Source organism: Ancylomarina salipaludis (assembly GCF_004122035.1).
GTDB lineage: Bacteria > Bacteroidota > Bacteroidia > Bacteroidales > Marinifilaceae > Ancylomarina > Ancylomarina salipaludis.
Map to the genome: position 1 here is coordinate 1 of NZ_SAXA01000006.1, position 12,934 is coordinate 12,934.

The 12,934-nt window shown below is 37.2% G+C and carries 10 protein-coding genes and 2 tRNA genes; 6 read left to right on the plus strand and 6 right to left on the minus strand.

Features of this window, described 5'->3' with window-relative positions; translation table 11 throughout:
- Positions 1-211: 211 nt before the first annotated feature.
- Positions 212-285 (minus strand) — tRNA-Gln (locus EO244_RS07715).
- 268 nt (positions 286-553) lie between these two features.
- On the opposite strand from EO244_RS07715, the gene EO244_RS07720 reads away from it, so the two are divergent.
- Complete coding sequence (locus tag EO244_RS07720; protein WP_129254090.1) at positions 554-3,655, plus strand: glycosyltransferase family 117 protein; 3,102 nt, start codon at positions 554-556, stop codon at positions 3,653-3,655.
- Between the two features lie 93 nt (positions 3,656-3,748).
- A complete protein-coding gene (locus EO244_RS07725) occupies positions 3,749-5,059 on the plus strand; it encodes a serine hydrolase domain-containing protein (protein WP_129254091.1) in 1,311 nt (436 codons plus the stop codon).
- On the opposite strand, the gene EO244_RS07730 is transcribed toward EO244_RS07725, so the two are convergent.
- The 3 genes from EO244_RS07730 to sppA form a co-directional block, all read right to left on the minus strand.
- Positions 5,040-5,471, minus strand: a complete 432-nt coding sequence (locus EO244_RS07730) for a hypothetical protein (protein WP_129254092.1) — start codon at positions 5,469-5,471, stop codon at positions 5,040-5,042. The genes EO244_RS07725 and EO244_RS07730 overlap by 20 nt on opposite strands.
- Positions 5,472-5,476: 5 nt before the next feature.
- Complete coding sequence (locus EO244_RS07735; protein WP_129254093.1) at positions 5,477-5,941, minus strand: DUF4190 domain-containing protein; 465 nt, start codon at positions 5,939-5,941, stop codon at positions 5,477-5,479.
- Between the two features lie 145 nt (positions 5,942-6,086).
- Complete coding sequence (gene sppA / locus EO244_RS07740; protein ID WP_129254094.1) at positions 6,087-7,883, minus strand: signal peptide peptidase SppA; 1,797 nt, start codon at positions 7,881-7,883, stop codon at positions 6,087-6,089.
- Positions 7,884-8,085: 202 nt separating this feature from the next.
- Here sppA and folK point away from each other — a divergent pair, with 202 nt between their 5' ends.
- Entirely contained in the window at positions 8,086-8,571 is a 486-nt protein-coding gene (folK, locus tag EO244_RS07745) for a 2-amino-4-hydroxy-6-hydroxymethyldihydropteridine diphosphokinase (RefSeq protein WP_129254095.1), read from the plus strand.
- Here the strand turns inward: folK and EO244_RS07750 are convergent.
- On the minus strand, positions 8,568-10,202 hold the full coding sequence (locus EO244_RS07750) for a SulP family inorganic anion transporter (protein WP_129254096.1): 1,635 nt from the start codon (positions 10,200-10,202) through the stop codon (positions 8,568-8,570). The genes folK and EO244_RS07750 overlap by 4 nt on opposite strands.
- A gap of 139 nt (positions 10,203-10,341) precedes the next feature.
- Positions 10,342-10,415: transfer RNA gene (locus tag EO244_RS07755), tRNA-Gln, on the minus strand.
- Between the two features lie 162 nt (positions 10,416-10,577).
- Between EO244_RS07755 and EO244_RS07760 the strand changes: the two genes are divergently transcribed.
- From EO244_RS07760 to EO244_RS07770, 3 genes are all read left to right on the plus strand, one after another.
- Complete coding sequence (locus EO244_RS07760; protein ID WP_129254097.1) at positions 10,578-10,928, plus strand: hypothetical protein; 351 nt, start codon at positions 10,578-10,580, stop codon at positions 10,926-10,928.
- A gap of 153 nt (positions 10,929-11,081) precedes the next feature.
- The gene (gene rsgA, locus EO244_RS07765) at positions 11,082-12,005 is read left to right on the plus strand and encodes a ribosome small subunit-dependent GTPase A (protein ID WP_129254098.1); all 924 of its coding nucleotides are present in this window, start codon (positions 11,082-11,084) and stop codon (positions 12,003-12,005) included.
- 121 nt (positions 12,006-12,126) lie between these two features.
- Positions 12,127-12,894: a TIGR00266 family protein gene (locus EO244_RS07770; protein WP_129254099.1), complete on the plus strand. Its 768-nt coding sequence runs from the start codon at positions 12,127-12,129 to the stop codon at positions 12,892-12,894.
- Positions 12,895-12,934: the final 40 nt, after the last annotated feature.

Below are 12,934 nucleotides of genomic sequence, written 5' to 3' on the forward strand. Positions count from 1 at the left end.
AAAATTAAAGATTTCAGGAGATCTTTAAGAGGTGTCGTAGATATTGACTTCTTCTTATTTCGGTTAACAAAAATATTCGCCTAATTAGAATCATTATAGAATTAGACCCAACTTTTACCAGTGATCCATAATACTGACGCTTTTTTTTGAATATCAAATTGAGAAAATGGGGTATAAAAAAAGCTCCGATTAAAAATCGAAGCTTAAATAGTGGTTGTCCCATAAGGACTCGAACCTTAAACGTCTGGACCAAAACCAGATGTGTTACCATTACACCATGGGACAATTCCGTCGCTCATTTTCCTTAGAGCACTGCAAATGTAAACATTTTTTTCATTGTGCAAATAAAAAAAATATTTTTTTCAAAGCTTAAGGATCTAGGTGCCTAAAAATGACTATTTTCAGACCTTAAATATTTTTACAAACAAAGTATCCTATTGGCTTAACTATTCGAAGATGAGAAATTTCAATAGAAAATATGCCATCTTTGTTTGTTCTAAATTCAGAAAAACAATAAAAAGAACTCATCGTTCCAATAAATTTTTAATAAAATATGTCGGGAAACAATAAACTATCGAATACAGATTATCGTCGGTATAACATTATTCTGGGCTGGTTAGCTTTTGCTATTGCTGCCATTACCTACGCTTTAACCATAGAGCCTTCTGCCAGTTTATGGGATTGTGGTGAATTTATCACAACGGCATATGGCCTGGAAGTTGGTCACCCACCAGGAGCACCACTCTTCATGATTATAGCTCGTTTCTTCGCACTATTTGCTCCCGAACCATCACAGGCAGCACTTATGGTCAATCTGATGTCTGCTTTGGCTTCTGCCTTCACCATCATGTTCTTATTTTGGACCATCACCCACCTTGCCAAAAAACTTTTTGTGAAAGATGGCGAAATCAGTTTATCAAACGCTGTAGCCGTTTTAGGAGCAGGAATGGTTGGTGCTTTGGCCTACACTTTTTCTGACACCTTCTGGTTTTCAGCTGTTGAAGGTGAAGTTTATGCCCTATCCTCTTTGTTCACAGCCGTTGTCTTCTGGGCTATCCTAAAATGGGAAAATGTTGCTGATGAAAAATATGCCAATCGCTGGATTATTCTGATTGCCTATTTGATGGGCCTTTCAATCGGGGTTCACCTACTAAACCTTCTAGCCATCCCGGCTATCGTCTTTGTTTATTACTTCAAAAAATATAAAACAACCCGAAATGGCGTGCTTGCAGCGCTAGGAATCTCACTTATCCTCTTAGGTTCGATCATGTATGGAGTGATTCCTGGTGTGATAAAAATTGCATCCTGGTTCGAATTAGCTTTTGTCAATGGAATGGGAGCACCTTTCAATACCGGGGTTATGATTTATGGCATTGCCATGATCGCTCTTGTGGTTTGGGCTATTAACTACTCAATCAAACACAATAAGGTTATCCTGAACACCATTGTCACTTCCTTTGTTGTGATCATGATTGGATATTCTTCATTTGCCATGATTGTTATTCGCTCATCAGCTAATCCGCCAATGGACGAGAATAATCCGGATAATGTTTTTGCTCTTCTATCTTACCTAAACCGTGAGCAATATGGCGACAGACCTCTGGTTTTTGGTGAATATTACAATGCCCCTGTAAAAGATGTTAAATACACAGACCCTGTGTATATCCAAAAGGGAGATAAATATGTTATCGCTTCACGCAAGCCCTCATATGAATTCGACTCTCGATTCAACACCATTTTCCCACGAATGTACAGTTCGAATGCAGGACACGTTCGTGATTATGAATATTGGGGAGGCATTTCAAAGAATAACCCAATTACAGTTGATAATGGAAATGGTCCTGAAACAATTTACAAACCAAGCTTCGGCAATAATCTGGCCTTCTTCTTCAGCTATCAATTCAACCACATGTATTGGCGTTATTTTATGTGGAACTTTGCCGGGCGTCAAAATGATATTCAAGGTCATGGTGATTTCCGATATGGAAATTGGATCTCAGGCATCAAGTTTTTAGATGAAATACGACTTGGCAATCAGGACAAATTGTATTCTGAACTGAAAAATAAGAAATCGAGAAATGCCTACTACTTCCTGCCTTTCATTCTGGGATTAATCGGTATTTTCTTTCAATTAAATGCCGGAGAAAAAGGCAAAAAAGATTTTTGGGTTGTCATGTTGCTTTTCTTACTTACCGGTCTGGCAATTGTGGTTTATCTGAATCAATACCCACATCAACCTCGTGAACGTGATTATGCCTACGCAGGTTCGTTCTATGCTTTTGCTATTTGGATTGGATTTGGCGTATTAGGACTCTACAATTTCTTACAAAAGAAAATGCCAAAGCTTGCTTCTTCAGGATTGGTGAGCTTAATTTGTCTTGTTGCAGTTCCTGGCCTTATGGCTCAACAAAACTGGGATGATCACGACAGAGGCGGCCGATATGCGACACTAGCCTACGCCAAAGATTATCTGAACTCATGTGCTCCTAATGCAATTCTGTTCACATACGGCGATAACGACACTTTCCCTCTTTGGTATGCTCAGGAAGTTGAAGGCATCCGTCGCGATATTCGTATTGTCAACATCAGCTTATTGGCTGGCGATTGGTATATCAATCAGATGCGTAGAAAAGCCTATGATTCCGATCCTGTACCAATGAGCTTATCAGCTGAAAAGGTTGAACCTGGTATACGTGACCAGATTCCTGTAATGGATCGCCTGTCAAAAGCGGAAAATCTGGCTGACATGATTAAGTTTGTAGGAAGTGACAATAAAGCAACCCGACTTGAAACCCAATCAGGAAAAATGCTCGACTACTTCCCTGGCAAAAATATCTACTTACCTGTTGATTCTACTAAGGTGATTAATAATGGAACCGTTCAAAAAGAAGACGCTGATCTTATTCTTAATCGTTTAGAGTGGAAATTAAACAACAACTACCTGTACAAGAACAGCATGATGATTTTAGACATCATCGCCTCCAACAATTGGGACCGTCCTATCTATTTCTCAATAGGAATGGGACCTGAAAACTATTTAGGTTTGGAAAAATTCTTCCAATTAGAAGGTGCTGCATATCGTTTGGTTCCAATAGAGGCTGATAATTCATATAATGAATATGGACGAATCAACACGGATCTTCTATATGACAACCTGATGAATAAATTTGAATATGGACGCATTAAAGAACCGGATGTTTATATGGATCAGTTCCACATCATCACCTGTGGTATTATGTCGTTCCGTTCAAATCATGTTCGTTTGGCTGCCCAATTGAATGATGAGAATAAACCAGAAAAAGCAATTAAAGTTCTTGATAGATGCATGGAAGAATTGCCAATTGAAAAATTGCCTATCGAATATTCTTTAGTTGGTTTTATTCAGGAATATTACCGTGCAGGCGCAACTGAAAAAGCCAATAATTTGCTTGAACGTATTGCAAAGAACTCATACGAAAAAATTGAGTATTTCCTTTCGCTGGAACCGATGTACTTCGCTAGTATTGAATCGGAACAACAACGTGAAATCCGAATTGTTCAGATGCTGTTAGGACTTGCTGATTCAGGGGGGCAAAAAGATCTCAAAGAAAAAATCCAAAAAGATTTTGAAACCCTATTTGAGTCCTTTAAACAAAACAGTGGGAAAAACAGATAAGACAAAGGCTGCGAAATTCGCAGCCTTTTCTTTTCAGGACACATTCAAAAATGGAGTATAAACTTAATTCAAATTATTCCTTATTTTTAGTCTATGAAAACATTCAAACGAATTCTACTAGCCATAGTTGTTGTTGGCTTAACCTACTTTATTTACGACGCAAGCCTGAAACTCCCTGTTGTCACATCATATGCAGCCAAAGATGTTTGCTCTGGCCTCTTTGTCGCAAACAGAAGTTTGGAATCCTTAATCAACAACGATATCAATTACTCCTTTATGAGTAAAACCTCTGTTGAAATTAACGAAGATGAAAAATCAGTAACAGCACGTATTTTCGGACTCTTCCCCAGAAAAGCAATTTATCGGGGTGCATTGGGGTGTTGTGTGGCTGATGGCTACAATGAGAATGAATTAAAAAAACAAGCTTTTGATAAACCAGAAATTGACAATATTCCTTTGGATACAAGCATAAACGACATCAGAAATGAAATCAATTTTAAGCTTCTAAATACAGCTCTTGATTCCATTTTCGAACATGAAGAAAGAACCCGAGGTGTTGTTGTTCTTTACAAGAATAAACTGATTGCCGAACGATATGGTGAGGGTTTTAATCAGTCAACACCCCTATTGGGTTGGTCGATGAACAAGAGCATTATCAATGCGATGGTTGGCATCATGAAACAACAAAATCGCCTTGATCTTTCAGATAAAAGCCTATTTAAAGAATGGCAACAGGACGAAAGAAAAAACATCAGCCTAAACGATTTGATGCACATGAGCAGTGGTTTGGAATGGAACGAAGGCTATGGTGATTTATCTGATGTAACCAAGATGCTTTACAAAACAGGTAGCGCTTCAAATTATGCCATAGCAAAACAATTTTCAGTAAAACCAGATTCCATCTGGCTCTATTCGTCTGGAACTTCGAACATCATCAGTAAATATATTCGCAACAAAATAAACAACGATGAGGAATACCACAATTTCCCTTATATGGAGCTGTTTAAGAAAATTGGAGCTAGCTCTTTTTGTTATGAAACCGACGCAGAAGGAACATTTGTGGGTTCTTCATTTGGATACGCAAACACCCGCGACTGGGCTAAGTTTGGTTTATTGTATTTAAATGATGGTATGGCAAACGGAGAACGTATTTTACCCGAAGGCTGGGTCAAATATTCATACACCCCTGCAAAGGCTTCAAATGGCGAGTATGGGGCTCAATTTTGGCTCGATCCTGATTCTGATATTAATGAATTTATATGCATTGGTCATCACGGCCAGATGATAGCCATTATTCCATCCAAAAATCTCGTGATTGTTCGCTTAGGCTTATCGATAGACAAACATTTCAACACCAATAAATTTATTCAGAATGTTGTGAATGCTATAAAAAACCAGAACTAATCACCTCCCGAATTGTTTGAAGCGTAAAAAGTATCAATGGATAAAATGCAAGTAAAAATAAGAACGGAGATAACAGAACATCAATTCGAATCCAAAGCTTTCTGCTGACAAAAGCCATACGATCAATATTTAGCGATACCAATCGATAAAGAAACTGAAAAGTAAAGAATAAATAGATATTCAGAGCATATGGATTAAATTGTTCAGCTAAACTAATTTGTCCTCTCACAAGTGCTGAGAATGCTCTTGACAGGCCTAAAGAGGGACTTGATTGGTGCGTTATATCTGTATAGAAAGATGGGATGAGATGATTGCCATTCTCAGGCAAAAAAAGGCAGGAGTAAATGAACACCAGTCCAATTACTCCTGCAAATATGATATTGATGATTCTATAGGAATCAAAAGCCTTCATAAAAACTATTTTCTCTCAATATGAACTTCAATTTTCGTTGAATCAGTTTCAATATGTATGGTTTTATCAACTTTAATACTATCCAGTTGTTTCTCAAGCTGATTCAATTCATCCTGCAAATCGGAATTACATGAATTTGACTCACGCACAACCTCTTCAATCACATCTTTAACCACTCCTTCAATCTGTTCGTCGTCAAGGGAAGCGATGCCCACAAAAACAAATAACCATACACAGGCAATTAAAGTACCCAAAGCCGATACAACCAAAGCAGCAATATTGATACCTCTGGCACCATTGTTATTATTGGCTTGAACAAGTCCCACTATTGATAAAACAATGGCAATAACACCTGGTCCAATTGCAATTACCCCTATACAAGGTATGAAAGCCATAAACAAACATAAAATACCAAGAATTAGCCCTGCCACGCCAAAACCTTGTCCTGCATTCGTTTTAATCATTTCCATTTTAACTGTATTTATTCGAACATGTTAGAATCCTGATAAAGATAATAAGATTTTCTGTACCTAAAACGCATGGTATTTCAAACCATAAAAAAAGACCCTCAGTTAATTGAGGGTCCTTTTACCGTTTCGCTAATTTATTTGAAAATTAATATAAATCAATCTGGTATGGAATTCTAGCCTGAATACCACCCAAATTCATAATTTCTTTTGTTTTTTCGTAATACTGGTAATTCACACCCAACTCATTCTTAAGAATTCTAACCTTAACATTTCCGGTTAAATCATCAATTATAGCTTGGAATGGGTCTTTTTCTTTAGGCAGTGAACTGATTCTATAATCTTCGATACCAGCTTTTTCTTTTGCAATGGCAATGGCCGTTTCCAGACCTCCCAAAACATCAACCAAGCCATTCTTTTGAGCATCTATTGCATTCCATACACGACCTTGTGCCACTTTATGAATCTCTTCAACAGTCTTATGACGGCCATTCGCTACACGGCTTAAAAACGTATCATAACCATCATTCAAGTACTCCTGAAGAATCAGACGCTCTTGCTTGTTAAACTTGCGAGATGAGAATGGCATAAATGGAATTGGATACCCACCACCAAAAGAAGAATATTTATGTGTTCCAATAGGATCTGTTGTTATCCCTAACTTATCCTTAATTAACTCTTCGCCTGAGAAAAACAAGCCATAAATACCAATAGAACCAGTGATTGTGTTCGGATCAGCAACAATAGTATCAGCAGCACAAGCAATATAATAACCTCCCGAAGCAGCAACATTACCCATTGAAGCAACAACTGGTTTTTCTTGTCTTGCCAAATCTACTTCTCTCCAAATGATATCAGAAATTAATGCACTTCCTCCTGGCGAATTAATTCGCAACACAATCGCTTTAATTGTAGAATCTTGTCTTGCTGTACGAATCGTTTCTGCCAATTCTGGACCAATAGATGTAGATGATTGTTCAAAACCAATCCCTCCCGTTGCATAAATAACCGCAATCTTATTTTTAGAAAAAGTTCTATCCAATTTTGGAGCCTTGATATATTTCTCAATACCAATCTTATTTAGTTTTTTCTTCGATCTTGTACCTGTTAGATCTTTAAGCTTGGCCAGCATCTGATCTTCGTAAATAATCCCATCAATAAGTTTATAATCCAAAGCATGCTGAGGTTTACGAACCGCTAATTCATTGGTCAAATTATTAAAGGCATCAACAGTTATATCACGCTCCTGAGCAATTCCTTCGGCCATCTGATTCCACATTGCTGAAGTGTATGCTAAATTCTGCTCGCGAGAAGCCTCACTCATTTTCTCCAAAAAGTAAGGTTCAGTTGCTGACTTGTATTTACCAACTCTTACAACCTGAGCCTCAACGCCAATCTTCTTCAAAAAGTTTTTGTAAAAGGTCATTTCACCTCCCATACCTGTAAACCAGATATTAGCTTGTGGGTTAAGAAAAATACTATCCGACACAGAAGCTAAATAGTATGCCTTTTGCGAAAATCCCATATTGTTATAAGCAACAATAAACTTACCGCTTGTTTTAAACTCTTTAAGCTTATTACGAATTTCCTGAGCCACCGCATAACCTCCAAAACTTGAAGCAATATCACTGATGTTCAAATAAATTCCTTTGATTTTATCGTCTGTCTTTGCTTTTTCTATACAATCCAATATATCGTTTAGTCCCAATTTAGGTTTAGATTTCAAACTCATAAAATTAAAACCATCCAATGGGTTATCCGAACCTCGATCCATAATCTCTTTATTCAAAGTGATTTCGAGAACAGTATTATTCTTTACAGTAACGGGCTGATCCCCACTGGCTACAATAGCTCCAAATATCCCGATCCCAATAAACAAAAGCAAAACACTGCCAATGATAAAAGCCAAGAGAGAGGCTAGAGTAATTTTAAAAAAATTCTTCATAAATAATTAATTTGATCGTTAGTTTTCTTTTCGGTCAGTTTCAATGTATAAAAGACTAAATTCTCACTTTAAAATAAAGATTTTAGACTCCTAACAAATATATCCATTTTGTAAAAGAAGCTGACTCATAACACTTATTTTTCGACGTATATTTTGCTGAGTAAGATTTCTTTAGTTTTTTTACCGTTTAAATGGATAAATTATGACTAGAGTATATTTTTTATTGGGGGGGAATATTGGAAATCGTGAAGAATTATTGGCTGAAGCGATCAGGAAAATGACAAATCATGTAGGCAAATTTATCAAAGCTTCATCGCTTTACGAAACTGAACCCTGGGGCTTTTCACATGAACAAAATTTTCTGAATCAGGTTGTTGTTTTTGATTCTGAATTTTCTGCCCTTGATATTCTTGACAAAACTCAGGCTATAGAAAAAGAACTGGGGCGCGTTCGCAAAAAAACACAATATTGCGAACGAACCATTGATATTGACATTCTATTTTTCGGCAACGAACAGATTGAGAACGAGAGGCTATCTATTCCTCATCCCAAAATTCAGGAACGTTCTTTTGCACTTCACCCTCTGGCAGAACTTATCCCAAACTTTAAGCACCCTGTATTAAAAACGAGTATTCAAATGCTTAAAGATGAGTGCCCTGATAAACTAAAAGTCATCAAATTCAGTTAATTCTGGCAGACTTTGGCATACTCCAAGGCATGATTGAATGAATCAAAGATTTGATCCTCTCCAATCTTTGAAATCAGGTCATATCTCTTCATATCCTGTAGTACTGACTCATTGACGCCTGACAGAATAATAGTTACATCAGAATTCTGAAGAGTTTGAATCACCGATTTAAAGTTGTGGAAACCCGTTGCATCAATAAAAGGCACATGACGCATTCGAATCACTATCGTTTTGCTCTTTAAACCAATTTGCTGAATCAGCTGTGCGTATTCCTTAGCCGAAGCAAAAAAGAAGGGGCCGCTAATTTCATAAACAGAAATATCTTTGGGCAAGTCGCTGTAATCTTCTATCAGATCGATATTAACATCCTTTTGAATTTGTTCTCCCTTGTCAGCCATCCTTTTCATGAAAAGTACAGCTGATAAAACAACGCCCACCTCAATTGCGATGGTCAAATCAACCAAAACAGTGAGGAAGAAAGTGGATAAAAGAACCAAAATATCAAAACCTGAGCTTTTTAGAATAGATCGGAAAACACGCCACTCACTCATATTGTAAGACACCACAATCAATACTCCTGCCAAACACGACATCGGAATCAATTTTGCCCACTTACCAAAGAAAAGCATAATCAACAGAAGAGTTGCAGCATGAACAATACCTGCTATTGGACTTCTACCTCCATTTTTAATATTGGTTGCAGTTCGGGCAATTGCGCCTGTAGCAGGAATTCCACCAAAGAAAGGGGTTACAATATTAGCAATTCCCTGAGCAATCAATTCAGTATTCGAACGGTGATTTCCCCCAATCATCCCATCAGCTACCACTGCCGACAAAAGCGATTCAATTGCACCAAGCAAAGCAATCGTAACTGCCGGAGCAATATATTGTGGCAAATTGGCCCATTCAATGGCCGGAAAACTAATACTTATACTTGTTGGAATCTCACCAAAGAATGATTCAATTGTGGTAACTGGTAAATCGAACAACTGAACAGACAGCGTAACAACAATAATGGCAATAAATGAGCCTGGAATTTTACTGGTAATTTTCTTTGAATAAATAGTAATTAATATGGTTGCAACAGTTAATATCAACGCGGTTAGATTTAAACTATCAATATGGGTAAAATACATCTCCCATTTTGCCAGAAAATCAGAAGGCACCTTATCTATATCCAAACCCAAAGCATCTTTTATCTGTGTTGAAAAGATAACTAAAGCAATTCCGGAAGTAAACCCAACGATTAGCGGATGAGGAAAATATTTCAGAAGTGTACCCAATTTTAAGCAGCCAAATATGACCAAAAGAATACCGGCCATGATGGTCGAAATAATTAAGCCACCTATACCATGCGTCTCAACAATCCCATAAACAATAACAATAAATGCACCCGTTGGTCCACCAATCTGCACACGACTACCTCCCAAAAATGAAATAATCAAACCCGCAACAATTGCCGTTATCAAACCCTTATCCGGCGATACCCCGGATGCAACAGCAAAAGCAATTGCAAGAGGAAGTGCTACAATACCAACAACAATTCCAGCCATTACATCATTGGAAAGTTGTTTTCTATCTAGACCTGCTTTTAAAAGGCTAAACAGTTTAGGATTAAATAATTTTGACATTGTGTGTTAATTTGATTTTAGACCGCAAAATTAGTTATAATCAAAACAGATTATTCTACAAACAATATGTTTTATGACTTCAATTCTGAAAAATAGAGGAATAAAAAAAGCTTCGAATATAAATTCGAAGCTTTAATATTGGTTGTCCCGTAAGGACTCGAACCTTAAATGCCTGGACCAAAACCAGGTGTGTTACCATTACACCACGGGACAATCACTTTGTCTGTCATTTCTGACTAAGACGCTGCAAATATATGAGATTTTTCTTTCACAGCAAAGACTCTTACTGGAAAATCATCGTTTTTTTTCATCATTGTTTTGTATCTTACTGAGACAAAATATTTTCGTGTCTGCAAAAAAAATTAAGCTTCTGTTATGGATAACCTCAGTGGGAAATGGCTCTATGAAGAGGATTATAGCTATGGGAAAGCTAAAGGGGAGCTCTTTCTCAAGCAGATAGGGAAACGACTTATTGGAAAAATTATTTTCTTAGAAAATATTGATTCTTCCGATTCGATTATGGTGCAGGAATTTCTCGAAGGTGAAATTAATGGGAGTCATATTATCTTACAGGCGACTGAATACGATATCATTCATTCTGACCAAACCGTCTCCTATGAATTAGACTGTTGGAAAGGAATTCTCTTAAACGAATATACAATTGAAGGTGAAAGTCTGGATAGTCAAGGAACATATGGTAGTTTTGTTTTTCAAAAAATCAAATAAAAGAGAGCCTTGTTTCTAAAAAACTAATCCACAAAAAAATACTATTTTTGTTGCATTATTAAGCTTAAAATTTTTCTGTATTCAAAACACAGATCTTAAATAAACAAAGCCAGGGAAAAAGCGATTCAGCCTTTTCCGCAAAAACAATAAACTGTGAAAGAAGGATTAGTCATAAAATCAACAGGTAGCTGGTACACCGTTAAAACCAATGATGGTGAGGTTCATAATTGCAGAATCAAAGGTCGCTTTCGTATGGATGATATACGTACGACTAACCCAATTTCTGTTGGCGATATTGTTGAGTTTAATCAAGAAAAAGATGCCAATGTCATTGTAAAAATCAACGACAGAAAAAATTACATCATCCGAAAATCGACCAATCTCTCAAAAAGCAGTCAGATTATTGCTGCCAATATCGATCACGCTTTTTTAATTGTGACTGTTAACTACCCGCTCACCACCAGCACCTTTATCGACCGTTTCCTCGCTGCAGCTGAAGCCTATGGTATTCCTGTCAATCTGGTTTTCAACAAAATTGATCGTTACAAAAACGGAGACCTGACACAACTGAATGAACTTAAAGACATCTACCAAAAAATTGGGTATAAGTGTTTCGAAGTTTCAGCACGAACAGGATTGAATATAGATCTTCTTAAAGAAGAAATGAAAGATAAGATCAATCTTCTCTCAGGACATTCCGGAGTTGGTAAATCAACACTAATCAATCTCATTCAGCCTGGCTTGGAACTCAAAACGGGTGAAATCTCAGAATCACACGCTTCCGGTAAGCACACCACAACATTCTCAGAAATGTTCGAGCTTGATTTCGGTGGCTATATCATTGATACACCAGGAATTCGTGGCTTTGGAACTTACAATATGGAAAAAGAGGAAATGTTCCACTTCTTCCCTGAAATTTTTAAAATTTCTGAAAAATGCCAATTTCATAATTGCACGCATATGCACGAACCTAAATGTGCTGTTAAAAAAGCTGTCGAAACAGGTGAAATTGCCGAAAGCCGTTATGACAGTTATTGGGGTATGATGTCAGAAGATGAAGAGTTGAAATACAGATAGACTTTAAACCCAAGAAAAGCTATTAAACGTTAAAAATTGAAGTCCTCACTTTAATCCTTTTGACTTTTAGCTAAATCCTTATATATTGAACCTTTATTTCTTTAATCTTAATTTTAAAAATATGCGTTCACACGAAATAGATTATAAAATATATGGCAATGATATTCAATTGGTCGAAATTGAATTGGATCCAAACGAAACGGTAATTGCAGAAGCCGGAGCCATGGCTTATATGGAAGAAGGCATTCAATTTGAAGCCAAGATGGGTGATGGTTCAGAACCCGAAGCAGGTTTGTTTGGCAAATTATTATCTGCAGGCTCCCGAATGATAACCGGCGAATCACTTTTCTTAACGCATTTTACGCATAGAGGTTACGGAAAATCTAAAGTTGCTTTTTCGGCACCTTATCCTGGAACAATTATGCCTATTGATTTAAAACAAGCAGGAGGAACCCTAATTGTTCAAAAGGATGGATTCTTATGTGCGGCTCTTGGAACCAAGGTTAGCATTGCATTTAATAAAAGACTGGGAGCAACATTCTTTGGAGGTGAAGGTTTCATTTTACAAAAACTACAAGGTGATGGGATGGCCTTTGTTCATGCCGGAGGTACCGTTATCGAAAAACAACTCAATAACGAAACCTTAAGAGTAGATACCGGTTGTGTGGTTGCTTTTGAAGAGGGAATAGATTTCTCAATAGAAAAAGCAGGGGGATTAAAATCGATGGTTTTCGGTGGCGAAGGTTTATTTTTGGCGACACTTCGTGGCACAGGGAAAGTCTATTTACAATCGATGCCAATCCGAAAACTGATTCAAGCCATTTCGCCAATGGGAAGCAACACTAGCAAAGGTGGACGATCAATATTAGGTGAATTTCTTGAGGGATAAATCAGACTAGCTCAAGAAAAATATGATTGTCAATCCCGAA

Bases quoted from the DNA above. Each gene is read 5' to 3' on its own strand.
- sppA (WP_129254094.1), bottom strand. From the start codon at position 7,883: ATGAAGAATTTTTTTAAAATTACTCTAGCCTCTCTCTTGGCTTTTATC.
- EO244_RS07730 (WP_129254092.1), bottom strand. From the start codon at position 5,471: ATGAAGGCTTTTGATTCCTATAGAATCATCAATATCATATTTGCAGGA.
- EO244_RS07720 (WP_129254090.1), top strand. From the start codon at position 554: ATGTCGGGAAACAATAAACTATCGAATACAGATTATCGTCGGTATAAC.
- EO244_RS07750 (WP_129254096.1), bottom strand. From the start codon at position 10,202: ATGTCAAAATTATTTAATCCTAAACTGTTTAGCCTTTTAAAAGCAGGT.
- EO244_RS07735 (WP_129254093.1), bottom strand. From the start codon at position 5,941: ATGGAAATGATTAAAACGAATGCAGGACAAGGTTTTGGCGTGGCAGGG.
- EO244_RS07760 (WP_129254097.1), top strand. From the start codon at position 10,578: ATGGATAACCTCAGTGGGAAATGGCTCTATGAAGAGGATTATAGCTAT.
- EO244_RS07770 (WP_129254099.1), top strand. From the start codon at position 12,127: ATGCGTTCACACGAAATAGATTATAAAATATATGGCAATGATATTCAA.
- EO244_RS07725 (WP_129254091.1), top strand. From the start codon at position 3,749: ATGAAAACATTCAAACGAATTCTACTAGCCATAGTTGTTGTTGGCTTA.
- folK (WP_129254095.1), top strand. From the start codon at position 8,086: ATGACTAGAGTATATTTTTTATTGGGGGGGAATATTGGAAATCGTGAA.